Annotated in this window: 21 protein-coding genes, 1 rRNA gene and 1 pseudogene; 8 read left to right on the plus strand and 15 right to left on the minus strand. The window is 66.3% G+C overall.

Translation table 11 applies throughout. The features are described from left to right. The first annotated feature begins 25 nt into the window (after window positions 1–25). Both rrf and H681_RS11965 read left to right on the plus strand, forming a co-directional pair. A 5S ribosomal RNA gene (gene rrf / locus H681_RS11960) occupies window positions 26–141 on the plus strand. 415 nt (window positions 142–556) lie between these two features. Beyond that, window positions 557–1,459: a helix-turn-helix domain-containing protein gene (locus tag H681_RS11965; protein WP_015477121.1), complete on the plus strand. Its 903-nt coding sequence runs from the start codon at window positions 557–559 to the stop codon at window positions 1,457–1,459. A gap of 38 nt (window positions 1,460–1,497) precedes the next feature. Here H681_RS11965 and H681_RS11970 read toward each other — a convergent pair whose 3' ends face one another. From H681_RS11970 to H681_RS11980, 3 genes are read right to left on the minus strand one after another with little or no spacing between them, the layout of a single operon-like run. Beyond that, a complete protein-coding gene (locus H681_RS11970; RefSeq protein WP_015477122.1) occupies window positions 1,498–2,793 on the minus strand; it encodes an NAD(P)/FAD-dependent oxidoreductase in 1,296 nt (431 codons plus the stop codon). 14 nt (window positions 2,794–2,807) lie between these two features. Next, window positions 2,808–3,893, minus strand: coding sequence for a polyamine ABC transporter substrate-binding protein (locus H681_RS11975; RefSeq protein WP_015477123.1), 1,086 nt, complete (start codon window positions 3,891–3,893; stop codon window positions 2,808–2,810). Window positions 3,894–3,937: 44 nt separating this feature from the next. Beyond that, window positions 3,938–5,296, minus strand: a complete 1,359-nt coding sequence (locus H681_RS11980; RefSeq protein WP_015477124.1) for a glutamine synthetase family protein — start codon at window positions 5,294–5,296, stop codon at window positions 3,938–3,940. A 301-nt stretch (window positions 5,297–5,597) separates the two neighbouring features. Between H681_RS11980 and H681_RS26885 the strand changes: the two genes are divergently transcribed. Next, on the plus strand, window positions 5,598–5,759 hold the full coding sequence (locus tag H681_RS26885) for a putative ATP-dependent zinc protease (protein ID WP_015477125.1): 162 nt from the start codon (window positions 5,598–5,600) through the stop codon (window positions 5,757–5,759). A gap of 1 nt (window position 5,760) precedes the next feature. Here H681_RS26885 and H681_RS11990 read toward each other — a convergent pair whose 3' ends face one another. Next, the gene (locus tag H681_RS11990; protein WP_015477126.1) at window positions 5,761–6,141 is read right to left on the minus strand and encodes a YkvA family protein; all 381 of its coding nucleotides are present in this window, start codon (window positions 6,139–6,141) and stop codon (window positions 5,761–5,763) included. Between the two features lie 60 nt (window positions 6,142–6,201). Then, window positions 6,202–6,357 carry a hypothetical protein gene (locus H681_RS26380; protein WP_157883318.1) on the minus strand — a complete coding sequence of 52 codons (156 nt, stop codon included), beginning with the start codon at window positions 6,355–6,357 and terminating at the stop codon, window positions 6,202–6,204. A 607-nt stretch (window positions 6,358–6,964) separates the two neighbouring features. Between H681_RS26380 and H681_RS11995 the strand changes: the two genes are divergently transcribed. Then, window positions 6,965–8,710 carry a SulP family inorganic anion transporter gene (locus tag H681_RS11995; protein ID WP_015477127.1) on the plus strand — a complete coding sequence of 582 codons (1,746 nt, stop codon included), beginning with the start codon at window positions 6,965–6,967 and terminating at the stop codon, window positions 8,708–8,710. Here the strand turns inward: H681_RS11995 and H681_RS12000 are convergent. The 9 genes and pseudogenes from H681_RS12000 to H681_RS12040 form a co-directional block, all read right to left on the minus strand. Then, window positions 8,707–9,738: a DUF2955 domain-containing protein gene (locus tag H681_RS12000; protein ID WP_015477128.1), complete on the minus strand. Its 1,032-nt coding sequence runs from the start codon at window positions 9,736–9,738 to the stop codon at window positions 8,707–8,709. The genes H681_RS11995 and H681_RS12000 overlap by 4 nt on opposite strands. Further along, entirely contained in the window at window positions 9,728–10,852 is a 1,125-nt protein-coding gene (locus H681_RS12005; protein WP_041711948.1) for an HlyD family secretion protein, read from the minus strand. Before H681_RS12005 ends, H681_RS12000 begins: the two co-directional genes overlap by 11 nt. Then, a complete protein-coding gene (locus H681_RS12010) occupies window positions 10,849–12,375 on the minus strand; it encodes an efflux transporter outer membrane subunit (protein WP_015477130.1) in 1,527 nt (508 codons plus the stop codon). Before H681_RS12010 ends, H681_RS12005 begins: the two co-directional genes overlap by 4 nt. A 13-nt stretch (window positions 12,376–12,388) precedes the next feature. Continuing rightward, window positions 12,389–13,493, minus strand: a pseudogene (locus H681_RS12015) (AI-2E family transporter). A gap of 22 nt (window positions 13,494–13,515) precedes the next feature. Next, complete coding sequence (locus H681_RS12020; protein WP_015477132.1) at window positions 13,516–15,333, minus strand: monovalent cation:proton antiporter-2 (CPA2) family protein; 1,818 nt, start codon at window positions 15,331–15,333, stop codon at window positions 13,516–13,518. A 245-nt stretch (window positions 15,334–15,578) separates the two neighbouring features. Next, the gene (locus H681_RS12025) at window positions 15,579–16,331 is read right to left on the minus strand and encodes a hypothetical protein (protein ID WP_051070432.1); all 753 of its coding nucleotides are present in this window, start codon (window positions 16,329–16,331) and stop codon (window positions 15,579–15,581) included. Window positions 16,332–16,487: 156 nt separating this feature from the next. Beyond that, window positions 16,488–16,958 (minus strand): arsenate reductase ArsC, encoded by a 471-nt coding sequence (locus H681_RS12030; RefSeq protein ID WP_015477134.1) that lies wholly within the window; start codon window positions 16,956–16,958, stop codon window positions 16,488–16,490. Window positions 16,959–16,986: 28 nt separating this feature from the next. After that, complete coding sequence (locus tag H681_RS12035) at window positions 16,987–18,270, minus strand: arsenic transporter (RefSeq protein WP_015477135.1); 1,284 nt, start codon at window positions 18,268–18,270, stop codon at window positions 16,987–16,989. 30 nt (window positions 18,271–18,300) lie between these two features. Further along, on the minus strand, window positions 18,301–18,648 hold the full coding sequence (locus H681_RS12040) for a metalloregulator ArsR/SmtB family transcription factor (RefSeq protein WP_015477136.1): 348 nt from the start codon (window positions 18,646–18,648) through the stop codon (window positions 18,301–18,303). 425 nt (window positions 18,649–19,073) lie between these two features. On the opposite strand from H681_RS12040, the gene H681_RS12045 reads away from it, so the two are divergent. Beyond that, window positions 19,074–20,456, plus strand: coding sequence for a nitronate monooxygenase (locus H681_RS12045; protein WP_015477137.1), 1,383 nt, complete (start codon window positions 19,074–19,076; stop codon window positions 20,454–20,456). A gap of 34 nt (window positions 20,457–20,490) precedes the next feature. Next, window positions 20,491–21,648 carry a cyclopropane fatty acyl phospholipid synthase gene (cfa, locus tag H681_RS12050; RefSeq protein WP_015477138.1) on the plus strand — a complete coding sequence of 386 codons (1,158 nt, stop codon included), beginning with the start codon at window positions 20,491–20,493 and terminating at the stop codon, window positions 21,646–21,648. 69 nt (window positions 21,649–21,717) lie between these two features. Here the strand turns inward: cfa and H681_RS12055 are convergent, their stop codons facing one another. Further along, complete coding sequence (locus H681_RS12055; RefSeq protein ID WP_015477139.1) at window positions 21,718–22,341, minus strand: TetR/AcrR family transcriptional regulator; 624 nt, start codon at window positions 22,339–22,341, stop codon at window positions 21,718–21,720. Window positions 22,342–22,463: 122 nt separating this feature from the next. Between H681_RS12055 and H681_RS12060 the strand changes: the two genes are divergently transcribed. Together H681_RS12060 and H681_RS12065 are read left to right on the plus strand one after the other, a co-directional pair. Further along, window positions 22,464–23,366, plus strand: a complete 903-nt coding sequence (locus tag H681_RS12060) for a crotonase/enoyl-CoA hydratase family protein (protein WP_015477140.1) — start codon at window positions 22,464–22,466, stop codon at window positions 23,364–23,366. Window positions 23,367–23,446: 80 nt separating this feature from the next. Further along, on the plus strand, window positions 23,447–25,201 hold the full coding sequence (locus H681_RS12065; RefSeq protein WP_015477141.1) for an AMP-binding protein: 1,755 nt from the start codon (window positions 23,447–23,449) through the stop codon (window positions 25,199–25,201). Window positions 25,202–25,280 lie beyond the last annotated feature (79 nt).

Genomic DNA, 25,280 nt, shown 5'->3' on the forward strand with positions numbered 1-25,280 from the left:
AAGCCACGAGCATCCGAAAGAATTGCTTGACGACCATAGAGCGTTGGAACCACCTGATCCCATCCCGAACTCAGTAGTGAAACGATGCATCGCCGATGGTAGTGTGGGGTTTCCCCATGTGAGAGTAGGTCATCGTCAAGCTCCTATCCCAAAGCCCCTGATCAGCCTCGCTGGTCGGGGGCTTTGCTTTTGCGCGCGGGAAAGTTGGTTGTGTTGCCGGCCTGTCAAAGCCCACTTGGAGTGGCGGGGCGGACTGAACAATGGCAATCGCGGACGGAGTCCGCTCCGACGGGGTGCAAGGCCCGGGTTGGGGGCGCGAATAACCGCGTTCGGGTATGCGCTTCGCGGGCGTCATTTCATCGAATATGACGGTGTGCTCTCGCCGGGTTCGCGAGCAAGCTCGCTCCTACAGAAGAGTTACGGCTGTTTTGTTCTTTCTGTTTGGGCATTAACACGGTCGGGATTAAGTGGTGCGGGATACTATCTGCCTTGCGGGAAGATAGCCCCGGTTGTTAGTCTAATAATCAATAATTTTAATAAATATCCGGGTACGAAGATGGCGATCAAGGTGATGGAGGCTCGCGAGGTTGATGAGCCGCGTGCGGTGCTGCCGGGGTGGGAGGAGCAGTACACGCAGATGTCAGCCGGTCGCTTTTGTGGTCGAGTCGTACACGCGGAAACAGGGGCTGTTCAACTCTATGAAGAGCGTATGAACCTGCGGGTCGAGCAGGAGTTTCATGCCCCGGCCGATACCCTGGTTTTCAGCTTCGACATGAGTGAAGGCGTCCTCTACCTGCTGGATGGGCACACGCACAACGCCTGGGTCACTCCTGAGAATTACCGTGAAGTCGCGGTGGTCCTGAAGGATGCATCCGCCTGGGGACGGTCCGCTGCGGACTTCGAAGGGTTGCTGCTCCAGCCGCTGCGGTCGGCCAGCTGCAGTGCTTTTGCAACGTCCTTGAGCAGCCTGTTGGCCGGGGCTGTAGAGGGGCATGTCAACGTGGATGCCCCAGGGTTCGCCCAGCAGGTTGCCGATGGCTGCTTTTCGCTGTTGGAAGAGGCCGTTGAGGTCGGGCAGCGCCGTCGCTCCGAGCGTCACGCCAAGCGGGTCGTCGAGCGGGTGAAAGAGGTGGTCAACGACTGCCCGCAGGATAGCTTTGGCGTCCTGGAGCTTGCGGAGATCGCCGGTGTCTCGGTGCGGCAGTTGCAGCAGTCGTTCGTCCAGTATGCCGGCATGCCTCCCACGGTCTGGCTGCGTAATCGTCGGCTGAATGCCGCGCGGCGCGATCTGCTCGCCGCCGGTGCCGCGGGAGTCAACGTGGCCGAGGTTGCGATGCGTTGGTCGTTCTGGCATCTGGGCCGCTTCTCGCAGGCCTACCAGACGCTCTTCGGCGAGTACCCGAAAGCGACGCTCAAGCGCGGCGCCGAGCGTTGCGTAGTGAGCATGCTGCCCAGCTAGAAAACAAGCGGAGCATCGAGATGCTCCGCGTGGCTCGTTCAGCCGATCGCTTCGCGAATCCGGTACCAGAGCATCCCCAGCGCCAGCAGGGGCGAGCGCAGCAGCTTGCCGCCCGGGAAGGTCAGGTGCGGAACCGCGCTGAAGACATCCAGCCCCTGGCTCTGGCCGACGGAGATCGCTTCTGCCAGGAGCTTGGCGCTCCAGTGGGTCACGTTGAGCCCATGCCCCGAGTAACCCTGTGCAAAGTACACATTAGGGTGTTGGGCCAGGCGACCCACCTGCGGAAAGCGGTTGGCCGTGATTCCGATCATGCCGCCCCACTGGTAGTCGATGCACACATCGGCCAACTGCGGGAAGACCTTCAGCATCTTCGGCCGCATGTACGCGCCGATGTCCTTCGGATCGAACCCGGAGTAATGGCAGGCGCCGCCGAACAGCAGGCGGCGGTCGGCGGTCAGCCGGTAGTAGTCCAACCCCACTTTCTGATCGCACAGGGCCAGGTTCTGCGGAATCAGCTTCGCGGCAACCTGCTCGGGGAGCGGTTCGGTGACGATCACATAGCTGCCCGCCGGCAGGACCTTGCCTGTCAGGCGAGGCTCCAGGTCGTCCAGGTGGGCATTGCATCCAAGCACCAGCTTGTCCGCGCGGACGCGACCGTTGGCGCAGTGGAGCGTGACCGAACTGCCGTGGGTGATGCGCTGGACCGGGCTTTGCTCGAAGATCCGCACACCGAGCTGGCTGGCGGCCCGCGCTTCCCCCATCACCAGATCCAGTGGATGGAGGTGGCCGGAGCCCATGTCGATCAGCCCACCGGCATAGCAGTCACTGGCCACCACATCATGAATCCGGTCCGCCCCGACGAGCCTGGTCTGATGCGGATAGCCCATCGATTGCAGCTCGTGCTGTTCCTCCGTCATGGCGGCGAACTGCGCAGGAGTATTGGCCAGTTCGCAGAAGCCCCAGCGCAGGTCGCAGGCGATGTCGAACCTGCGGATGCGCTCCGCCACCAGCGTCACCGAGTCGAAACCCGCCTGGTTCAGATAGCGAACGCCGTCCTCGCCGACGTATCTGGCGAAGCCGCTGACGTCGTGGCCGATACCACGGATCAACTGGCCGCCGTTGCGGCCGCTGGCTCCCCAGCCGATGCGACGGCCCTCCAGAAGCACCACGGAGTGGCCCCGCAGGGCCAGCTCCAGGGCTGTGTTGACGCCGGTCAGGCCGCCGCCGATAACGCAGACCTCTGCGTGAACCTCGCCTTCGAGGGAAGGGTACGGCTGCTTGTCGCGTGCAGTGGCCGCGTAATAGGACGCGGCATGTTCGCCGGCATGAATCATGGGACGCTCTCGAGTCATTGGTTGAACTTGATCTTGCTCCAGCTGCGGGTCATCAGGCGCATGATCTTCGGCGGCGGAGCATTGGAGATGTACAGCTTGTCGAGCACGGCCTGGCTCGGATAGACCTCGGGGTTATTCAGCGTTTGGGCATCGAGGAAGGCCTTGGAGTCGGCGTTGGCGTTGGGGTAGCCGACGTACTCGCTGACGCCGGCGATCACCTTGGGCTCCAGCACGTAGTTGATGAACGCCAGGGCCTGGTCCGGGTTCTTCGCATCCGAAGGAATAGCCATCAGGTCGAACCAGAGGTTGGCGCCTTCCTTGGGGATGCTGTAGGCGATCTGGATGCCGTTATTGGCTTCCTTGGCCCGCGCGGCCGCCTGGAAGACGTCGCCGGAATAGCCGAAAGCCACGCAGATGTTGCCGTTGGCGAGGTCGGAGATGTATTTCGAGGAATGGAAGTAGGTGACGTAGGGGCGCAGCTCGATCAGCTTGGCCTCGGCTTTCGCGTAGTCCGCCGGGTTGGTGCTGTTGGGATCCAGGCCCATGTAGTTGAGCACCGAGGGAATCAACTCGTCGGCGGAGTCCATGAAGGCGACGCCGCACGCATTGAGCTTCTTCAGGTTTTCCGGCTCGAACAGCGCCGACCAGGAGTCGATCTTGTCGACGCCCAGTACCTGCTTGACCTTCTCGACGTTGTAGCCGATGCCGTTGGTGCCCCACAGGTAGGGCACCGAATGGCGGTTGCCCGGATCGTTCTGTTCGAGCAGCTTGAGCAGTGCCGGGTCCAGGTGCTTCCAGTTCGGCAGCTTGCTGCGGTCGAGCTCCAGGAAGACCCCGGCTTGCACCTGGCGGGTGAGGAAGTGGTTGGAAGGCACCACCACGTCGTAGCCCGAGCGGCCCGCCAGCAGCTTGCCTTCCAGGGTTTCGTTGGAATCGAAGACGTCGTAGATCGGTTTGATCCCGGTGGTCTTCTGGAACTCGGCGAGCGTGTTGGGGGCGATGTAGTCCGTCCAGTTGTAGATACTGACAGTCTGTTCCGCGAGGGCGCTCTGGGTCATCGCCGCAAAAGCGAAGGCCGCAAGGGGCTTCAGCAGTCTCATGTCGACTCCTATCGGTCTTGTTGTAATGAAGTGGGGCGAGGACGTCAGACGCTCAGCAGCAGGAACTCTCTTTCCCAGGAACTGATCACACGCTTGAAGTTCTCGTGCTCGGCGCGTTTCACCGCGACATAGCCCTGCACGAACTTGCGCCCCAGGTGCTGTTCCAGCGCCTGGCACTCTTCCATGTGGGCCAGCGCGTCTTCGATGGTGATCGGCAGGCGCAGGTTGCGGCGCTCGTAGGCGCGGCCCTCGACCGGGACGCTGGGGGCGATCTGCTCCAGCATCCCCAGGTAACCGCACAGCAGGCTGGCGGCCAGCGCCAGGTAGGGGTTGGCGTCGGCGCCGGGCAGGCGGTTTTCCACGCGCATCGCTTCGGGGGAGGCCGCGGGCACGCGCAGGCCGACGGTGCGGTTTTCCACGCCCCATTCGACGTTCACCGGCGCGGAGGTGTCCGGGAGGAAGCGGCGGAAGGAGTTCACGTTCGGCGCGAACATCGGCAGCACTTTCGGGATGTATTTCTGCAGACCGCCGATGTAGTGCAGGAACAGTTCGCTCATCGAACCATCGGCATTGGCGAAGATGTTCTTGCCCGTCGCCACGTCCAGCACGCTCTGGTGGATGTGCATGGCGCTGCCGGGCTCGTCGGTGATCGGCTTGGCCATGAAGGTCGCCGCCACGTCGTGCTTCAGCGCCGCCTCGCGCATGCTGCGCTTGAATACGGTGATCTGGTCCGCCAGGTCCAGGGCATTGCCGTGGCGGAAGTTGATCTCCATCTGCGCCGGGCCGTCCTCGTGGATCAGGGTGTCCAGATCCAGGCCTTGCGCCTCGCACCAGTCGTAGACGTCCTCGAACAGCGGGTCGAACTCGTTGGCCGCGTCGATGGAGAAGCTCTGCCGGCCGCTTTCCGGACGGCCCGAGCGGCCCACGGGTGCTTCCAGCGGGAAGTCCGGGTCGCTGCTGCGCTTGGTCAGGTAGAACTCCATTTCCGGCGCGACGATCGGGTTCCAGCCCTTGTCCGCGTACAGCTTCAGCACGCGCTTGAGCACGTTGCGCGGCGACAGCTCGACGGGGTTGCCGTACTTGTCGTAGGTGTCGTGGAACACCATCGCGGTTGGTTCGATGGCCCAGGGCACCAGGAACACCGCGTCCGGATCGGGACGGCAGACCATGTCGATGTCCGCTTCGTCCAGCAGGTCGTAGTAGATATCGTCGTCGACATAGTCTCCGGTGACCGTCTGCAGCAGCACACTCTCGGGGAGACGCATGCCTCCCTCGCCGAGGAACTTGTTGGTCGGGGAAATCTTGCCGCGGGCGATACCGGTCATGTCACTGACGACGCACTCGACTTCGGTGATCTGGTGTTGCTTCAGCCAGGAACTCAGCTGATCGGCGGGGGTGCTCATGCAAGCCTCTGATGGGTAGATGGAAGGCACTGGAAGGAAGTCGACCCCTGTTGGATCGACGCCCGGCTAGTGTTGGGGAGAGCCGGGGCTGGGTTCTATCCACTTTCCGCAGATTCCACTCATGCGTGGTCTTTTTGCAGGCAATGAACGAGGGCCTGCGGGCCCCGGATGGTCTGGGTGGCGTGGCTGTGCCTCACCCGCCTCTCGCTTCGTGACCGGTCGGAGTCTGACCGTCGATGGCGGCTCATGGCGTGGCGATGGGGGCTTTCCAAGGCACCTGGGTCATCGACCGGTCGTGTCGATGAAGGTCTGCATCGGCAACCAGTTGCTCGATGAAGAGTTCTCGCTCCGCGACCGCAAGAGGATGATCTACCCGGTGCTGATAGGCCGCAAGGCGCTGGAGCACCTGGGGTCGGTCGATGTGCGGCGCACCTTTACCCAGGAGCCCCGTTGCAAGGTTTGACCTAACGCCACAGCCACCGGTAGCAGAGCACGGCCAGCAGTAGCCAGATGGCGACGATGGCGATTACGGCCACCGGGCTGCCGGGGCGTCGAGCCTGGGTGCGCTCGAAATCATCCGCCTGAGTTTTGCTCGCCGCGTACACCTGCGCAGGCATGAGGCGGATGATCGGCCAGATGGATGCCGGCAGGATCAGCAGGTCATCCAGCAACCCCGGGACCGGAATGAAGTCGGGTATCAGGTCGATGGGGCTCAGCGCATAGGAAACCACCAGCAGGCGGAGCAGCTTGACCGGCAAGGGCGTTTCCGGATTCTTCCAGCAGAACCACAGGATCATGGTTTGCCGTTCGATCGAACGGGCCCACTGCTTGAGTCGCGCGAGCATGCTGCTTCACCGGTGAGAGGGAGTGCTCGACCTACACCGCCGACTGTGAAGAACCGGTTGCTAGTGAAGGATCGCCCGGAGCAGCGACACCCGCGCGGCACCGGTGATCGGGGAAAACCACAGCCCCAGGGTCTGCCGGATGAAGTCCTGCAGATAGGTGGTCGGTTGAAGGTCGTACGGCGGCATGTCGGTGGAGTACCGGGCATAGCCGATCATCGCCAGGACAAAACCGTCCCCACGAAAGGGCCGGCCATTCTCGGCACCACGCCATCGTCCCGGGTGTAGGCGGACAACGCCCCGCATAGCGCGCCGCAGAAGGCTGCCAGGTCTTCGAATGCGTACTCGGGCTCGGCCAACCACTGATCGCCGTACAGGCCGGCCAGCCGTCCGACCCACCAACCCGCCAGACCTCCGAACAGCAGCGCGGTCGAAAGAAGCGAGGGGGCCGCAAGCCCTGACTGAGCTGCATGTCGCCAACCAGCTCATCTCCAACGAAGAGGTGGGGTTATACGCCCATCCCTGCCTGGCGGCGTGCCGCAACGGGGCGGGCATCCTTGCCGTACCGCGCTGCATGCGCCATATGACGTCCTACACGCCCGGTCACGCGGGCGCCAGGGCGATCAACGCCTACCTGGCAGCGGTAGTCCTGAAGCCTCGGAAACGCATGCATGGAGCAACTGGCGGTACCCTCGTTCTCGAAAAAACATGAGCCCGACGAGCCGGCCGTGCGCGAAGGGGCCGATCTACGCTGAATGGCAAAAAGCCCGCATTGCACGGCGTTTTTCGCGATACTGCCTCCCAAGATCCCTGGAGCCCTTCCGATATGTCCGACACGCCCCAGCCGGGCTCTTCCGCGCAGCAGCAACGACCGGGTTTCGACTGGCAGCGCTGGCTGCCAGGGCTCGTCACCCTGCGGCATTACCAGGCGGCGTGGCTGCCGAAGGACCTTGCGGCCGGGCTGGTGCTGACCACCATGCTGGTGCCGGTGGGCATTGCCTACGCCGAGGCGTCCGGCGTGCCGGGGATCTACGGCCTGTACGCGACCATCATTCCGCTGCTGGCCTATGCGCTGTTCGGCCCCAGCCGGATCCTGGTGCTCGGCCCGGACTCGGCGCTGGCCGCGCCGATTCTCGCGGTGGTCGTGCAATACGCGGCGAGCGATCCGCAGCGCGCCATTGCCATCGCCAGCCTGATGGCGCTGGTATCGGGCGTGGTCTGCATGGTCGCCGGGCTGCTGCGCCTGGGCTTCATCACCGAACTGCTGTCCAAGCCGATCCGCTATGGCTACATGAACGGCATTGCGCTGACGGTGCTGATCAGTCAGTTGCCCAAGCTGTTCGGCCTGTCCGTCGACAGCCAGGGGCCGCTGCGCGATCTCGGGTCGCTGGGCCAGGCGCTGCTCGATGGCCGCGCCAACTGGCCGAGCTTCGCGGTGGGGGCCGGCAGCCTGGCGCTGATCCTGCTGCTCAAGCCCTACCAGCGCCTGCCGGGCATTCTCATCGCGGTGATCCTGGCGACGCTCTCGGTGAGCCTGTTCGATCTCGGCAGCCTGGGCGTCAAGGTGCTCGGTGAGCTGCCCCAGGGGTTGCCGTCCTTTTCCTTCCCGTGGGTGACGGACATCGACCTGGTGGAAGTGGTGCTCGGCGGCGTGGCGGTGGCGCTGGTGTCGTTCGCCGACACCAGCGTGCTGTCGCGCACCTACGCGGCGCGGCTGAAAACGCCGGTGAACCCGAACCAGGAGATGTTCGGCCTGGGCGTGGCGAACGTCGCTTCCGGGCTGTTCCAGGGCATTCCCATCAGCAGCAGCTCGTCGCGCACGCCGGTGGCCGAGGCGGCCGGCTCGAAGACCCAGCTCACCGGTATCATCGGCGCGCTGGCGGTGACGCTGCTGTTGCTGGTAGCGCCCAGCCTGATGCAGCACCTGCCCAACAGCGCGCTGGCCGCCGTGGTGATCGCCGCGGCACTGGGGCTGTTCGAGTTCGCCGACCTCAAGCGCATCTACCGCCTGCAGCATTGGGAGTTCTGGCTGTCCATCAGTTGCTTCGTCGGCGTGGCGGTGTTTGGCGCGATTCCGGGCATCTGCATCGCCGTGGTGATCTCGGTAATCGAGTTCCTCTGGGACGGCTGGCGTCCGCACCACGCCGTGCTCGGGCGGGTCGACGGCGTCCGTGGCTACCACGACGTGGCACGCTACCCGCAGGCCCGGCGCATCCCTGGCCTGGTGCTGCTGCGCTGGGATGCGCCGCTGTTCTTCGCCAACGCCGAGCAGTTCCAGAACCAGGTGCTGGCGGCGCTCGATGACTCACCCACGCCGGTGCAGCGCCTGGTGATCGCGGCGAGCCCGGTGACCAGCATCGATGTCACCTCCGCCGACATGCTCGCCGAGCTGGACAGGGTGCTGGAGCGGCGCGGCGTCGAATTGCAGTTCGCTGAGATGAAGGACCCGGTGAAGGACAAGATGAAGCAGTTCGAACTGTTCGAAGGCTTGGGGGCAAATGCCTTCCACCCCACGCTCGGCGCCGCCGTGGATGCCTACCTGGCCGACTCCGGGGTGGACTGGAAGCCCTAGGCCGTGCGTGTCCGCGTGCGGCGGCTGTCGATCCAGACCAGCATGCCGCTGGCGTACAGCGACACCGCGAGGAACAGCGCCAGGCGCACGGCGAAGGCGCGGTAGACGTCCTGGCCTGCTGCGCTGTCCTGTACCGACTGGCCGAGCAGGATGAGCATGGTGGTCAGGCAACTGACCCAGAAGGCCGGGCTCTGCCGGGTCGCCACCGCCGCGTACAGGCGGCGCCCTTGCCAGAGGGTGAGCAGCAGCACCCAGAGGAAGAACATCCAGAGGTGGACGAACAGGCTCAGTGCACTCCAGACCAGGATCGCCAGCAGTCCGGCCAGCAGGGTGGAACCGATCAGCTCGCGGCTGGCGTGGCGCGCGCGGGTTTCCTCGGCCTGCTGGCCAAGGCTCACCGATTTCATGATCAGCGGCATGAAGCGGTCCGGCGCGATCAGCGCGAGAAGGAACGCCGGCATCACGATCAGGGCGGCGCGCAGGGCGATCCAGCCGACGTCGCCCTCGCTGGGCCTGGGCGGCGCAGGAGGCGCGGGCGTATTGGCCGGCTCGGGGAACAGCGCATGGGCCACGGCGCTGCTAAGAACGGCCAGCAGCATGCCCTTGGCCAGCGCCTCGACCACCGACAGCGCCAGGGTGAAATCGCTGGTGCCGGCGGCGGCGATCATGGTCAGGCCGATCACCAGCAGGTTCGCCAGCAGGCCGTTGCCGCCACGCAGCGCATAGCGGAACACGCCGTACAGGCCGATGCCCACCAGCAGCACGCCGCTGAGCGGGGCATGGCGCAGCAACGGGATCAGCAGCAGGCCGCTGCCGCAGCTGAGCAGCACCAGCACCGCCAGGGCCGGAGCCGCCTTGAGCGGCAGGGCCTGCGCGCGCATCGCCAGCAGGAGGACGGTGAGCACCGGCGCGAGGAAGGGGATCGGCAGCCCGATGCCGAAGCTCGCCAGCAGGCACAGCGCGGTGCCCCAGGCCAGGCGCAGGGCGCGCCGGCGGCGCAGTTCAATAGGTCTGAGCTCAGTAGGCATAGCTCAGCCAGCTCATCAGCCACATGAACACGCGACCCAGCAGGTTCAGCGGGTTGCCCTCGGTGGGCAGCGCCATCACCTCGGCCTGGCCGCCCACGCGCAGGCCCGCCGGATTCACCTGCTGGTCGCGATCCAGCTCGACGATCACCGGGAAGCGCTGCGCCGAGCGCAGCCACTCGCGGCTGTTCTGCACCGTCGGCAGCGAGCCCGGCGGCGTACTCTGGCCGACACTCACGCCATAACCGATACTGCGGACCCGCCCACGCAGCAGCTCGCCGGGCAGGGCGTCGAGCACCACCAGTACCGGCGTGCCGTTGCTCAGGTGGCCGAGGTTGTTCTCGGTCATGTCGGCGCTGATCCACAGGTCGTGGATGGCGATCAGCGTCATCACCGGGCTGCCGGCACCGACGTAGTGGCCGACGTCGGTGCGCAGGTCGGTGATCAGCCCGTCCGAATCGGCGCGCACCGTGGTGCGGGCGAGGTCCAGGCGGGCCTTGGCGACGTTGGCCGTGGCGCTGCGCAGTTGGGCGTTGTCTTCATCGAGGCCGCCTTGCTGCTCGCGCGCCCGCTCGACTTCGGCACGAGCCGCCGCCACCTGGCTGGCCGCCTGTTCGCGGGTGGCCTGGGCGCCTTCCAGGCGGCGCACGGAAACCGTGCCGGGATCCTCCTGGTAAAGCCGTTGCAGGCGCTCGGCATCCTGCCGCGCCTTGCGCTCGCTGGCCTGGGCGGCGGCCAGCGAGGCCTGGGCGGAGTCGATGCCGGCGGTGCTGGCGCCGATCTGCCGGTGCACCGTGTCCAGGTCCGCTTCGGCGCGCTGCAAGGCGATGCGGTACTGCTCCTGGTCCAGTTCGAAGAGCACGTCACCCTTGCGCACTTCCTGGTTGTTACCCACCGCCACGCGTTTCACTTGTCCGGCCACCTCGGCGCTCACCGGCACCACGTAGGCCTGCAGGCGCGCCTGCTGGGTATAGGGTGTGAAGCGGTCGGCGAGCAGGTACCAGACCAGGCTGACGACGATCAGCAGCAATACCACGCGCATGCCGCGATCCGGCGCAGACTTGCCGGGTGCGGGGGGCGAGGGCGGTGCCGACGGCGTGGCGGGGGTATCGCTCATTGCTGCTTTCCTTGTCCTGAGGTGCCGGAGGCCGGGGCGGGGTCGTCGAGCAGATCGCCCCAGTCGGTACGTTGTTGCATCCGTTGCCGGGTGCTGGAGTCGATCGGTGCGCGCGGGCTGTCCCAGCCGCCGCCGAGGGCCTTGTACAGTGCCACCAGGCTGCTGACCGCGTTGCCCCGGCTGACCAGGTAGCCGTCCTGCTGTTGCAGCAGCAGTTGCTGGGCATCGAGCACGCGCTGGAAGTCGGCGAAGCCTTCGCGGTACTGCGAACTGGCCAGGCTCAGCGAGCGCTGTGCCGCCTGCGAGGCCTGTTCGCGGATGCCGGCGCTCTGCAGCGAGCGCAGCAGTCCGCTGGCGGCGTCGTCAGCCTCGCGCGCGGCGTTGCGCACGTCCTGGTGATACAGCTCGATGAGCTGTTGCAGGCGCGCGTCTTCCACGCGTACGGCGTTCTTGCGCCGGCCGTAGTCGAAGGGGTTCCAGATCAGGCTCGGTCCGGCGGCGAGGTTGAAGCTGTCGGGCAGGTTGTTGGCCGAGACGAAGCTCCAGCCGATGCTGCCGAGCAGGCTGATCGACGGATACAGGTCGGCCTCGGCGACGCCCACCCGCGCCGATTGCGCTGCCACCGCCTGCTCGGCGGCGCGGATGTCCGGGCGGCGCTGCAACAGGCTGGCCGGTACGTCCTGGAGGATCGCGGCATTGGGCGTCGGCAGTTGGCCGTGGTGCGCCGCCAGCTCCGGCATCGCGCCCGGTGGTCGTCCGAGCAGCGCGCAGAGGATGTTGCGCAGGGCGTTCACCTGGTTCTCGAACTCGGGAATGGTGGCCTGGGTCGCCAGGTACTGGGTGCGCGCCTGCTGCCAGTCCAGTTCGTCGTTCTCGCCGTGACGAAACAGCCGCTCGGTGATCTGCAGGCTGCGCTCCTGGCGCCGGGCGTTCTCGCGGGCGATGTCCAGGCGCGCCTCGGCGGTGCGCAGGCCGAAGTAGGTGTCCGCCACCTGGGCGCGCAGCAGCACCAGGGCATCGGCGTAGTTGGCCTGGGAGGCGAAGTAGGCGGCGTCGGCGGACTCGATGGCGCGGCTGAAGCGGCCCCAGAAGTCGATCTCCCAGCCGATGTCGAAGCCGGCGCTGGACTGCCAGAACACCGAGTCGCGGGCGCTCGGCGCGCCGGACTGGTCCTGCTTGAGGTACAGGCTTTCCGCGCGGATCTGCTGCAACTGCGGGTAGCGTCCGGTCTCGGCGATGGCCAGTTGCGCACGTGCCTCGGCGATGCGCAGGCCGGCCACCCGCAGGTCGGTGTTGTGCGCGTCGGCTTCGGCGATCAGTGCATCCAGGGTCGGGTCGGCGAACACCGTCCACCACTGGCGCAGGTCCGGGGTGGCGGCGTTGCGTCCCGCCTGGCCCAGCAGCGGCGTGTTCCATTCGGCCAGCCACGGATCCTGCGGCGGCTGGAAGTCCGGACCGACCTGGGTGCAGCCGCCCAGCAGGGTCGTGAATATCAGTGTGCAGCGTCTGACGCGCTTGGGCATGGCAATCCTTGGCTTATTCGGACGGCTTGGCAGGGCTGTCCATCTTCGGCACCTGCTGGTCGACCCACTGCCAGAACAGCTTGTAGGTCACCGCGAGGATCACCGGACCGATGAACAGGCCGATGATGCCCTTGACCACCATGCCGCCGAGGGCGCCGATCAGCACCACCGGCATTGGCACGTCGACGCCACGCCCCAGCAGCAGCGGCTTGAGCACGTTGTCGGCCAGGCCGGCGACGAATATGTAGATGGCGAACGCGATGGTAGCAGCGCTGAAGCCCTCGGCGCTCAGCACATAGATGATCACCGGCAGGGTGACCAGGCTCGCCGGCGCCTGGGCGATGCCCAGCACCAGCACGACCAGGGCCAGGATTCCCGCGCCAGGCACACCCTTGACCACGAAGCCGAGGCCGATCAGCAGCATCTGGATGAAGGCGATGCCGATCACCCCCCAAGGCGACCGCGCGGATGGTGGCCGTGCACAGCGCCGAGATGTGCTTGCCGCGCTCCTCGCCGGAAATCCGCATGGCGATGCGTTGCGCGGCGACGGTGCCTGTTTCACCGAAGGCCATGATGATGCCGGAGATGATGATCGCGCCGATGAACAGTACGAAGGCGCCACCGGCACTGGCGGCGGCGCCCAGCAGCATGCGCCCGGTGTCCTTGAGATTTGGCAGCAGGCCGCGCAGCACGTCGCTCAGGCTGGTGGATGCCGCCAGCCAGAAGTCATACAGGCGCGGGCCGATCAGCGGCCACTCGGCCACCGACCGCGAGGGCGCCGGCACGCTCCAGGTGCCGCTCTTGAGTACGGCGGCGAGACTGTCGACGGACTCGCCGATGGAGGTCGCCAGCAGATAGATCGGCGCCAGCAGCACCAGCAGGACGACGAGCACGATCAGCGTCGCCGCGTGGCCGTCCTTCAACCCGGTGCGCGCCTTGACCCAGCGCAGCACGGGGTAGAGGGTGACCGCAAGGATCACCGACCAGAGCATCAGTTCCATGAACGGCTGGAACACCTGAAAGGCGAAGATCGCCAGCGTGGCGACCAGTCCCGCCTTGATGAGAACATCGAGCAGCCCCTGGGACAGGACGCTATCGAGTTTGAAACCTGGTTGCATGGTTTCCTCCGGATCGACGACTTCAGGTCGGACGATCGTCGCGCCGCGCGGCGCTTTCCAAGGGTTGCTCCGGGGTGGGCGAGGTGACGCCGGCGACGATAACGCCGGCATCATCGAATCGGCCGCCCGTTTCGTCGTCGCGGCCTTGGCGATGCAACTCCAGCAGCGATTGCGCTTCCTGCTGCTGGTAGCGGCGTACCCAGGTCGTGGCCTGTTCTTCGCTCGCGCCCAGTTCGATGAAGGCGCGACGACCCATCTCCAGGCTGGAATGGAAGGTTTCGCGCACCGGGTTGGCGCCCCGGTCGAGCAACTGCAGCACCTGCTTGCGGTTGTGCGCCCTGGCGATCACCCGCGTTTGCGGGTAGAGGCGGGCGAGGGCGTCCACCGTGCCCAGGTTGATCTGCGGATCGTCAGTGGCGACGATCACCAGTTCGGCCTGGCCGACCTTGGCGGCGTGGAGGATTTCCGGGCGCGTCGGATCGCCATAGAAGACCGGCACGCGGCCTTCCTCGCCCTGGCGGCCCAGGGCGTCCATCGAGGTATCCAGGGCGACCACCGGCACGCCCTGGGCCTGCAGCAGATTGGCGATGACGTGGCCCATGCGACCCATGCCGGCGATCACCACCTTCGGCTCGTCACTCACCTCCGGTGGCCCATCCGGTACGGCGGCGGCCGCCGTGTCGCCACGCAACTGGCGCGCCAGCGCCATCATCACCAGCGGCACCACGGCCATCGACAGGGTGATGGCGAGCACCAGCACGTCGTGCATCCGCTGTTCCAGCAGGCGGTGCTCCAGCGCCAGCTTGAACACCACGAAGGCGAACTCGCCGCCGGACGCCAGCACCACGCCCAGGCAGGTCGCCTCCGCCCGGTTCAGGCCGCCGAAGAGACGGCCGATGCCATACAGCAGCGGCAGTTTGATGCCCACCAGCAACAGAGTGAGGCCCAGCACCAGCAGCGGTGCGCCGAACAGCAGGCGCAGGTCGGCGGTCATGCCCACGCCGACGAAGAACAGCCCCAGCAGCAGGCCCTTGAGCGGTTCGATCTGCGATTCCAGTTCGTGGCGGAACTGCGATTCGGCCATCAGCATGCCGGCCAGGAAGGCGCCCAGCGCCATAGAGACGCCGACGTGCTCCATCACCCAGGCCGTGCCCAGGACCACCAGCAGGGCGGTGGCGGTGGAGAGCTCGCGCAGCCCGGAGCCAACCGCCCAGGTGAAGACCGGGCGCAGCAAGTAACGACCGCCGACGATCACCACGCCGATGCCAAGCGCGACCGTCAGCAGGGGCCGTACGCCTTCGCTGGTGGCGCTGCCACCGCCGCCCAGCAGCGGTACGATGGCGATCAGCGGAATGGCGGCGATGTCCTGGAACAGCAGGATGCCCACGGCCAGGCGACCGTGCGGTTTACCCAGCTCCTTGCGCTCAGCCAGAACCTGCAGGCCGAAGGCGGTGGACGACAACGCCAGGCCCACTCCCAGCACCAGGGCGGCGGCCGGTGACTGGCCGAACAGCAGGTACGCCAGCAGGCCGAGGACGACCGCGGTCAGCCCTACCTGGAGGGAACCGACGCCGAACAGCGAGCGGCGCATCATCCAGAGTCGACGCGGCGAGAGCTCCAGGCCGATGATGAAGAGCAGCATCACCACGCCCATTTCCGAAAGCCGGCCGACATTCTGCGGATTGCTGACCAGGCCAAGCAGCGAAGGGCCGATCAGGATGCCGGCCAGCAGATAGCCCGGTACCGCGCCGAGCTTCAGGCGTTGCGCCAGCGGCACCAGAATGACCACCGCCAGCAGGAAAATCACCGTGGCCTGCAGCAGGCTTCCGTCATGTGGCATTCGTCAGCCTCCTTGTAGCTCGTTCATCACTCGCTGCCCCGTATGCCGCAGGGCACGGATGCAGAATGAGTATGGGTGATCCCTGGCAACTTGCCGGCCGGCAAGCATAGGCGGTGAACGGCCTGTCTGGTAAGGAAAATCCAGTAGATTCAAAGAATTACGAGATTGTTGCGGGCGTCCGGAGGCGCACTCGGCAAGGCAAAATGGCAGCCGCGTCCGGCGCTGACCGGGGGAGCGCCGGGGACCTAGAGCTTCCAGATCGGGCCATAGGAGCCGAAGCAGGCATTGGAGAGCGCGTCGGCCCGGACCCCATGCGTTTCAACGGCACCCCATTCGTTGATTTCCAGGGTCAGTTGGGGCGTGAGTTCCTTCCCGCTCTTCAGGCGAACGCTGTCGAAAACCTGGATGCCGCTCCCGTGGTTGACCACGCTGGTTTCCATCCAGGCGTCCGCTGTGCTCGCTTCATCCAGCCGCGCCAGCAGCGCGTTGTACAGGGGCAGGTAGCGGCCATCCGGGGCGTTGCAGTCGATGTTGATCTTCCTGACCATCGCCTCGGCCTTGGACGAGCTGAAATAGATTCTCTGTCCGAAATCACGCTGCAGCCGCTCGACATAGCTCGAGCTTTCCACGGGGCTTTTCACCGGGGTGGTGGCTGCCGTGCTGCCCGGACGCAAGTCCGGCCTTTGGGAAAGGTCTTTCTGGCAGGTCTCCCTGTTCTTGTAGAACGCATGGGAAACCCGCTCGCCGGTGGCGGTGTAGATGGCCGAGGCGACCAGGATGTCGCCATTGCCCATGAGCCGCTCGGCCTTCTGCCCATAGTCTCCGGCGCTACCCCAGACGCCGTCCGGCAGGCCGGACGGCCACTCGACGCAGGACGGCGGGGAGGTGTCTTCGCGCAGTTCGTAGACGCGGCTCTGCAGGAATCGTCCATTGTCTGCAAAGGCCAGGAGCGAGGTTGCCGACAGGCAGGAGGCAATGAGCAACTGAGTCCGATTCACGAAGCGTCTCCTTGTGGGCCACCTGGCCCGGAAGCCGATGGGCACCGCCATCATGATAGCCCGGCTCGCTTCGTGCGCTGTGTGAAGTTTCAGGCGGTTTTGGGCCGTTATGGCCGGACGCCGGCTTTCCCGTGGAACTCGCTAGCCATCGGCCGCTCAGAGAGCGCCGATGCGATCCAGCTCGCGTTTGAGTTCGTCGCGGCCGAGGGTGGCCAAAGGAAGGGCGAAGAAGGCCCGGCAGCGCTGCTCGATGCGAGCCAGCGTGGCGCGGAAGGCGGCGTCGATAGAGGCCTCGTCGCCAACCGCCTCGGATGGGTCTTCCAGCCCCCAGTGGGACTTCAGCGCCGGGCCGAAGTACACCGGGCAGGTTTCGCCGGCGGCCTTGTCGCAGACGGTGATGACGATGTCTGGCGGATTGCCTTCGAACGCGTCATTGCCTTTGCTGCTCAGGCCTGCGATGGAGATACCGGCCTGCTGCAGGGTGGTGAGGCTGCGCGGCAGCACCTGGCCCCTGGGGAAGCTGCCGGCGCTCACCGCCTCGAAGCCTTCCGGCGCCAGGTGATTGAACAGCGCTTCGGAAAGGATGCTGCGACAACTGTTGGCCGTGCACATGAACAGGACTCGCATGGGGGCTCCTGCCGCTTCGGGGCGGACGTCAGAGGCTCAGGCGCAACGCCAGGGCCGAAAGGGTGATCAGCAGAACCGGAAGGGTGAGCAGGATGCCAACCTTGAAGTAGTAACCCCAGGTGACCCGCATGCCCTTGCGCTCCAGCACATGCAGCCAGAGCAGGGTTGCGAGGCTGCCAATGGGGGTGATCTTCGGGCCGAGGTCGCAGCCGATGACGTTGGCGTAGATCATCGCCTCGCGGATCAGGCCCTCGGCATCGCTCGCCTGAATCGATAGGGCGCCGATCAGCACGCTGGGCATGTTGTTCATCACCGAGGACAGCAGCGCCGAGAGCAGGCCGGTACCGATGGCGGCGCTCCACAGTCCCTGCCCGGCAAGACGGTCGAGCAGGTGAGTGAGGAAGTCCGTGAGGCCGGCGTTCTTCAGGCCGTACACCACCAGGTACATGCCAAGGGAGAAGATCACCACCTGCCAGGGCGCCTCGCGCAGTACGCGGCGGGTGGAGATGCGGTGACCGCGAGCGGCGACGGCGAAGAGGATCGCAGCGCAGGCGGCGGCCACGGCACTGACTGGAATGCCCAGCGGCTCCAGGGCGAACAGGCCGGCCAGCAATACCAGCAGCGTCCACCAGCCGACGATGAAGGTGGCGCGGTCGTGGATCGCCGCCTTCGGCTCCTTCAGCGCATCGGCTGCGTATTGTCTCGGGATGTCGCGGCGGAAGAACAGGAACAGCACCAGCAGGGTGGCCGCCACACTGGCGAGGTTCACCGGCACCATCACCGAGGCGTATTCGGCGAAGCCCAGGCCGAAGTAGTCGGCCGAGACGATGTTCACCAGGTTGGAGACCACCAGCGGCAGGCTGGCCGTGTCGGCGATGAAGCCGGCGGCCATGACGAAGGCCAGGGTCGCGGCGGGCGAGAAACGCAGGGCCAACAGCATGGACATGACGATGGGCGTGAGGATCAGCGCCGCGCCGTCATTGGCGAACAGTGCGGAAACGGCTGCGCCGAGCAGTACGCAGAAGGCGAACAGGCGGTAGCCGCTGCCCTTCGCCCAGCGCGCCACGCGCAGGGCCGCCCATTCGAAGAAGCCTGCCTCGTCCAGCAGCAGGCTGATGATGATGACGGCGATGAAGGTGGCGGTGGCGTTCCAGACAATGGCCCACACCGTGGGGATGTCGTGCAGCGACACCGCACCGGTCGCCAGGGCGATGATCGCGCCGGCAGCGGCGCTCCAGCCCACACCCAGGCCCCTGGGTTGCCAGATGACCAGGACGAGGGTGAAAACGAAGACGGCGACAGCGATCAGCATGGGAGACCTGCTCGAAGGGAGGGGGAGGAATCAGCAGCAGGCGGCGTCACGGACGGGGCGGCCGTCCATGTTCTGCAGGCGGAGGGTGTTGTCGGCCAGCCATTGCGCGTTGGCCTGCAGGGTGACCTGCAGCATCTCGTGCACCCAGGCGGGCAATTGCGGATTGAGGCGGTAGTAGACCCACTGGCCCTGGCGGCGATCCATCAGCAGTCCACTGCTGCGCAGCTGGGCGAGGTGGCGGCTGATCTTCGGTTGGCTGTCATCGAGGGCGCACACCAGCTCGCAGACGCAGAGTTCGCCCAGGTTGGCGATCAGCAGGGTGGCGCGGGCGCGGGTCTCGTCGGCCAGGCTCTTGAAGACTTCGGGAGGGGTGATCACGGGCAGGTGCCTTCACATATGGATAATCAAATATACGGATATCCATATGTTTATGGCAAATCGCGAGCGCATAGCGACGGCTATCGGCTGTGCGCCAGAACTATCGGCAACCGGGGGCACGAAGGGGTATGCGTTCTGGGGCCTGGCCATTTGAGCGGCCCGGCCTGCAACAAACTAATAATAATGAATGCTGAATGAACTAATTTTTATATCAACGCGACCAGGGGGCCGTGCGTGACCCTTTGCCGCATCCCTGCACAGGCAGAAGGAGCAAGGGCTGTAGCGGGGAGGGTAGTGAGTACTGAGGCGCTGATCCATTCATTTTAGTGAACTCATGCGCCATTAAATTTCATTTAAGTTCAGTTAAGCACCCGGCCTAGTATTGACCTGTCGCCGCTCTGCCATGCGGCTTCAGGAGTACCACCATGCCGCACGCCGCTCTGCAAACTCCCCTGGTCGAACTCCTGGGATGCCAGGTGCCGATCATCTGCGCCGGCATGGGCGGCGTGGCCCGTCATGAACTGGCCGCCGCGGTCGGCAACGCGGGTGGCTTCGGCTGCCTGGGCATGGTTCGTGAGCCGGTTGCGCTGATTCGCCGCGAGGTCGCCGCCTACCGGGCGCTGAGCCAGCAGCCGTTCGCCGTGAACCTGATCCCGGCCGCGACCCCGGCGGACCTGTTCGACGCACAGCTGAGCACCTGCCTGGAATTGCAGGTCCCGGCGGTGGCGTTGTTCTGGGATGTACAGGCGGACGTGATCCGCCGCCTAAAGGAGGCCGGCGTGCTGGTGCTGCACCAGGTGGGCAATCGCGCCGACGCCGAGGCCGCGCTGCGCGCCGGGGTCGACGTACTGATCGCCCAGGGCTTGGAGGCCGGCGGCCACGTGCGCGCCGAGATCTCGACCCTGGCACTGGTGCCGCAACTGGTGGCCCTGGGCGAAGCGCCGGTGGTGGCCTGCGGCGGAATCGCCAGCGGCGCCGCCGTGGTCGCCGCGCTGGCCCTGGGCGCCCAGGGCGTGGCCTGCGGATCGGCGTTTCTCGCCACCGACGAGTCCTATGCCCACACATACCACAAGCGCTGCCTGGTGGAGGCCGAGGCGGAGCAGACCCTGCTTACCGAAGCCTTCTTCCGCAACTGGCCGATGCCGGCGCCGGTGCGCGTGCTGTCCAACGCCGTCACCCGCGGCGACTACGCCGAGCTCCATGCGCGCCGTGAAACGCCGGTTATCGGCGAGCAGGACGGCGGCGCCATCTACCTGTTCTCTACCGATTCGCCGCTGCGCGATGCCAAGGGGCGCCTGGAGGATATGCCGATCTACGCCGGGCAGTCCTGCAGCCAACTGCACGACATCCGCCCGGCCGCCGCGCGCCTCGCGCAACTGGTGGACGAAGCCGAAGCCTGCCTGGCCCGCCTGCATGCGCAGGGCCCGTGCGACGCCGACCTGATCGACTGGCTGCAGGAGCTGCTGCGCGCCGAGCGCGCCGGGGCTCGGGTGATGCAAGACAGTTCCCGGCAGACCGAAGACCCGCAGCTGTTGCGGCGTCTGCACGAATTGCACCTGGGCGAGGCGGAGAGTTGCCGCCGCCTGCGGCGCAGCCTTGAGCGCCTGGGCGCCGAGCCCGGCCACGAACTGGGCGCCTTCCACGCCAAGGCCATGAGTATCGACGACCTGGCCGAGCGCTTGCGGTTCATCGCCCGCGGCCAGCGCTGGGTGGCGCGGCGCCTCGCCGAACGCCTGCCACACATCCGCCAGGCCTGGCTGCGCGAGGAACTGCGCGCGGTCCTGCGTCTGCACCGCGACGACGCCTGAGCGCAGACGGAAATTCAGAAAAAAAGGAAAACCCATGCCTTCCGAGCTCTCCACCACCAGCCCGATCCATCCGGCTGCAGACAGCCGCGCCCATCGTTTCGCCCGTTCGCTGCTCGCCCAGGCCGGTCTCGGCCTCGACGGCGAGCGTCCCTGGGACATGCGCCTGAACCATCCCGACGTGCCGCAGCGTGCCCTGGCCCAGGGCAACCTCGGCCTCGGCGAGGCCTACATGGCCGGCGACTGGGACAGCGACCAGCTCGACGAATTTTTCTCCCGCCTGCTGCGCAGCGGCGTGGTCGACCAGGTCAGCCCCACCTCGCTGATCCTGCACGCCTTGCAGGCGCGCCTGTGCAACCTGCAGACCACCCAGCGCGCCTGGGCGGTGGGCGAGCGTCATTACGACCTGGGCAACGACTTCTACGCCGCCATGCTCGATCCGCGCATGACCTACACCTGCGGCTACTGGAAGGATGCCGATGACCTGTCCGCCGCCCAGGAGGCCAAGCTCGACCTGGTCTGCCGCAAGCTCGACCTGCGTCCGGGGATGCGCGTGCTGGACATCGGTTGCGGCTGGGGCAGCTTCATGGCCTTCGCCGCCGAACGCTACGGCGTGGAGTGCGTCGGCGTGACCATCTCCCGCGAGCAGTGCGAGTGGGCGCGCGAGCGCTATGCCGGGCTGCCCCTGGAGTTCCGCCTGCAGGATTATCGGGACCTCGACGAGCGTTTCGAACGCATCGTCAGCATCGGCATGTTCGAGCACGTCGGGCGCAAGAACCACCGGACTTTCATGGAAGTCGTGTCGCGCTGCCTGGACGACGACGGCCTGTTCCTGCTGCACACCATCGGCAAGAACCAGCGCCGCAGCGTGCCTGACCGCTGGATCGACAAGTACATCTTCCCCAATGGCGACCTGCCTTCCATCGGCCAGATCGGCGACGCCGCCGACGGCCTGCTGGTGGTGGAGGACCTGCACAACTTCGGCGCCGACTACGACCGCACGCTGATGGCCTGGGCACGCAACTTCGAGGCGAGCTGGCCGCGCTTCGCCGAGGAACTGGGCGAACGCTTCCGGCGCATGTGGCGCTATTACCTGCTGTCCTGCGCCGGAGCCTTCCGCGCCCGCGACATCCAGTTGTGGCAGTGGGTGCTGTCCCGCCGTGGAGTGGCCGGCGGTTACCAGCGGGTCAGCTGAGCGCCGGATCCGAGGGGGATGCCCAGTGCGTCCCGCGGACGCTTCTCCTGCCCGCAGGCCGAAGCCCCGTCAGTTGTCCTCCCGGAAGGGCGGGGCGTCGAGCAGCACGCGCACCGCCCACACCCATTGGGCGATGAGCTTTTCGTGGTATTCCCGATTGCTCGCCAGAACGCTCGAGAGCGCCATCCCGCGCAGAAACGCAATGCTCAGGGATTTGACGACCTCGTAGTTCGGGCTGTCCTGCACAGCCGCGAGGAGACTCTCCACGACGCGTTCGCGCTCCACCCGCGCCGCTCTCTCCGCGCTTCGAATGGCCGCCTGCAGATCGCTGTCCGTCCGCGACGCTCCCCAAAGTTCCAGCTCCGCCAGGAACGCCGGCTGCAGGCTCATCGTCGACAGGATGCGGATCGCCCGCTCCAGCGGATTCAAGACATCCCCCATCGTCAACTCGGCCTGGCGCACCGCTTCATCGTTGCGGCGAACCAGTTCCTCGATGGTGGCCGAGAGCAGGGCGGCATGCGTGGGGAAGTGGTGCAGCAGCGCGCCCCGGCTGGCGCCCGCTCGGCGCTGCACTTCCAGCGTCGTGGTGCTGGCGACACCCAGTTCGATCAGTGAGGACACCGCCGCGTCCAGCAGGCGCTGGCGGGTGGCGAGTTTTCTGGAGGGGGCGGTGGGGCTGGTGGCTGTCTGCATGCAGGGACATTTACTCGATGAATGATGGCTACAGTCAGCGTTGACTGTTTTGCTGTGCGCTCATACAGTCAATTTTGACTGTTTTCTCCCGATCAACCAAGACCATCTGCCTGGAGTTTGATATGCCCACCTTCGCCACCGTTTCCATCGAACAGGATCGCCAGTCGCCTCGCATCGCGCGTCTGCTGCTCAACCGCCCGGAACGGCTCAACGCAATCACCAACCAGACGCCCCGCGACATCCGCGCCGCCGTGGAGTGGGCGGAAGGCAACGATGAGGTGCATGTGATCATCGTCGAAGGCGCCGGCAAGGGGTTCTGCGGTGGTTACGACCTGGCGGAGTCCGCCGAGCAGATGCAGGATCACCCCTGCCAGCAGGAGAGCACCCCCTGGGACCCGATGGTCGATTACGCCTTCATGAAGCGCAACACGGAGGACTTCATGAGCCTCTGGCGCTGCAGCAAGCCGACCATCGCCAAGGTGCATGGCTATGCCGCGGCGGGCGGCAGCGACATCGCGCTGAGTTGCGACCTGCTGGTGATGGCCGAGGACGCCAGGATCGGCTACATGCCGACGCGCGTCTGGGGCTGCCCGACGACCGCCATGTGGACGTTCCGTCTGGGCTTCGCGCGGGCCAAGCAGCTGATGTTCACCGGCGATCCCATCGATGGGGTCACGGCCGCCGCCTGGGGGCTGGCCAACGAGGTGGTGCCGAAGGATGACCTGGAAGCCGCCACGATGAAGCTCGCCGAGCGGATTGCCGGCGTGCCCAAGTCGCACCTGGCCATGCACAAGATGGTGGTGAACCAGGTGATGCTGACGATGGGACTGGAGCAGACCCAGATGATGGCCACGGTGTTCGACGGCATCACTCGCCACAACCCGGAAGGTGTCTGGTTCCGCCGCTACGCCCAGGCCGAGGGCTTCAAGGCGGCGGTGCAGTGGCGTGACAGCGGTCGACCGATCCCGGAGCGGGAAGAGGCCCGTGAGTTGATCAAGGAGCTGGAAGCCCGGCTCCAGCGCTGACGCGATCAACCCATACGCGCCGCGCGGCGCCTGTTCCGGCCGCGCGGCGGTGGATTCCCTGCTGGCCCAAGGAGTACTCGATGTCGACTGCCACCTCCAACAGCTCCTGCATACAACATCGCATGGAGTCGACGACCACCCCCTTCGAACTGCTTGCCTGCACGGCGCGGCAGATGCCCACCCAGACCGCGCTGGAGTTCCTTCCCGGCGACCTTGCCGGTGCGCCGCTGACGATCAGCTACCAGCAACTGTTGCAGGACGTGCGGACGGTCGCGGCGGCGCTGAAGGCGACGGGAATTGGCGAAGACGAGTCCGTCGCCATTCTGCTGCCCTTCGTCCCCCAGGCCGTGTCCGCGCTCATCGCCGCGAGCGCCGTGGCCGTGGCGTTTCCCGTCAACCTGCTGCTGTCGGCAGAGGCCATACGCACGCAACTGACCCTTGCGCGTTGCCGTGTGGTCGTGACCCTGGGGCCGCACCCGGCCCTGGATGTGCATGCGCGTGTCCTGCGCGCGGTGGAGTCGATGGTGATCGCGCCCACGATCATTGAGGTGCCCCTGGCCTGGGACGCCTTCGTCGGCCATCCCGTCGCGGAATTTGAAGCAGTGGGTTCGCCTGACCGGATTGGCGCGCTGGTGCATACCGGCGGCACCACCGGGCATCCCAAGCTGGCCCGGCTCTCGCTGCGCAATATGGCCGCGGCGGCGCTGATGGCGAGCGCCGGCCTGGGTATCCAGCCGTCCGAACGCTTGCTCAGCGGACTGCCGCTGTTCCATGTGGGCGGCGCCATCGATGCCCTCATGGCGGCATTGGCGGTGGGCGCGACGGTCGTCTTCCCCACGGCCCTGGGCATGCGGAACCCCGAGGTGGTGCAGCGGATCTGGGAGGTGATCGCCCGCTACAGGATCACCTTGCTGGGCGCCGTTCCGACCTCCCTTGCGGCCATCCGGGACAGTCCGCTCGGGGTGTCGGACCTCAGCGGGTTCCGGGCGATCATGACCGGCGGCTCCCCCTTGTCGGAAGACCTCTCCCAGACGATGCAGGCCTGGCTAGGCAAACCCATCTTCCAGCTCTACGGGATGACCGAGTCCAGCGGGATCGCGACCGCGCAACTGATCGGCGACCGGCGTGCCGCGCACGCGGCGGGCGCTCCGGTCCCGGGCGTCGAGATCAGCCTGGGCGAACCCGGTGCGGCGTACCGGCCAGGCGCTAAGGGTGAAGTCCTGGTTCGGGGGCCGAACGTCTTCCACGGCTACCTGACCGATCAAGGCATCACCGACGACCCGCAAGGAGGCTGGTTCGCCTCCGGCGATCTGGGCGAGGTCGCGGTGAATGGCGAGCTGAGGATCGTCGGCCGCTCCAAGGACGTGATCATCCGGAGCGGGCACAACATCGATCCCCAGGTCATCGAAGACGTCGCGCTGCAGTACCTGTCCGTGGGCCAGGCGGCAGCGGTGGCGATGCCCGACGACTATGCCGGCGAAGTCCCCGTGCTCTTCGTGGCCGCCCGCACCGGTACGACCGTCCGGCCCGAGGAGCTTTCCGACTTCGTGACGCAGCACATCGCCGAGCCGCCGGCACGGCCCAAGCACGTCTTCGTGCTCGATGAGCTCCCGCTGACCCCGTTCGGCAAGGTCGCGCGCTTCCGCCTGCGCCAGCTGGCGGTTGAATACAAGGTCAGGGATCTGCTGGGAGAGGTTTTCGACGCCCTGTCGGTGACCTGCAACGACCCGACGGCCAAGCGCGTGGCCATCGGTTCGGAGCAGCGCCTGACGGCCTCCCAGAGGCGGGACATCGACCGTATCCTGAGGCGCCTGGATCTGCTGGTGGAGGGATAGCGGGCGTACAGGGGGCGGGGCAGCGATCGTCGCTGCTCCCCCTCGGGTGTGGGGTGCGGGCTCGGCGGGAAGGCCGTGT

It is taken from the genome of Pseudomonas sp. ATCC 13867 (assembly GCF_000349845.1).
Lineage (GTDB): Bacteria > Pseudomonadota > Gammaproteobacteria > Pseudomonadales > Pseudomonadaceae > Pseudomonas.

Excerpts from the sequence above, each read along its gene's own strand:
- H681_RS12060 (WP_015477140.1), top strand. The coding sequence starts at position 22,464 with ATGCCCACCTTCGCCACCGTTTCCATCGAACAGGATCGCCAGTCGCCT.
- H681_RS12065 (WP_015477141.1), top strand. The coding sequence starts at position 23,447 with ATGTCGACTGCCACCTCCAACAGCTCCTGCATACAACATCGCATGGAG.
- H681_RS11990 (WP_015477126.1), bottom strand. The coding sequence starts at position 6,141 with ATGCTCGCGCGACTCAAGCAGTGGGCCCGTTCGATCGAACGGCAAACC.
- H681_RS12005 (WP_041711948.1), bottom strand. The coding sequence starts at position 10,852 with ATGAGCGATACCCCCGCCACGCCGTCGGCACCGCCCTCGCCCCCCGCA.
- H681_RS12035 (WP_015477135.1), bottom strand. The coding sequence starts at position 18,270 with ATGCTGATCGCTGTCGCCGTCTTCGTTTTCACCCTCGTCCTGGTCATC.
- H681_RS12055 (WP_015477139.1), bottom strand. The coding sequence starts at position 22,341 with ATGCAGACAGCCACCAGCCCCACCGCCCCCTCCAGAAAACTCGCCACC.
- cfa (WP_015477138.1), top strand. The coding sequence starts at position 20,491 with ATGCCTTCCGAGCTCTCCACCACCAGCCCGATCCATCCGGCTGCAGAC.
- H681_RS11980 (WP_015477124.1), bottom strand. The coding sequence starts at position 5,296 with ATGAGCACCCCCGCCGATCAGCTGAGTTCCTGGCTGAAGCAACACCAG.
- H681_RS12045 (WP_015477137.1), top strand. The coding sequence starts at position 19,074 with ATGCCGCACGCCGCTCTGCAAACTCCCCTGGTCGAACTCCTGGGATGC.
- H681_RS26380 (WP_157883318.1), bottom strand. The coding sequence starts at position 6,357 with ATGATCGGCTATGCCCGGTACTCCACCGACATGCCGCCGTACGACCTT.
- H681_RS26885 (WP_015477125.1), top strand. The coding sequence starts at position 5,598 with ATGAAGGTCTGCATCGGCAACCAGTTGCTCGATGAAGAGTTCTCGCTC.
- H681_RS12020 (WP_015477132.1), bottom strand. The coding sequence starts at position 15,333 with ATGCCACATGACGGAAGCCTGCTGCAGGCCACGGTGATTTTCCTGCTG.
- H681_RS11970 (WP_015477122.1), bottom strand. The coding sequence starts at position 2,793 with ATGATTCATGCCGGCGAACATGCCGCGTCCTATTACGCGGCCACTGCA.
- H681_RS12030 (WP_015477134.1), bottom strand. The coding sequence starts at position 16,958 with ATGCGAGTCCTGTTCATGTGCACGGCCAACAGTTGTCGCAGCATCCTT.
- H681_RS11975 (WP_015477123.1), bottom strand. The coding sequence starts at position 3,893 with ATGAGACTGCTGAAGCCCCTTGCGGCCTTCGCTTTTGCGGCGATGACC.
- H681_RS11965 (WP_015477121.1), top strand. The coding sequence starts at position 557 with ATGGCGATCAAGGTGATGGAGGCTCGCGAGGTTGATGAGCCGCGTGCG.
- H681_RS12000 (WP_015477128.1), bottom strand. The coding sequence starts at position 9,738 with ATGCCTACTGAGCTCAGACCTATTGAACTGCGCCGCCGGCGCGCCCTG.
- H681_RS12010 (WP_015477130.1), bottom strand. The coding sequence starts at position 12,375 with ATGCCCAAGCGCGTCAGACGCTGCACACTGATATTCACGACCCTGCTG.
- H681_RS11995 (WP_015477127.1), top strand. The coding sequence starts at position 6,965 with ATGTCCGACACGCCCCAGCCGGGCTCTTCCGCGCAGCAGCAACGACCG.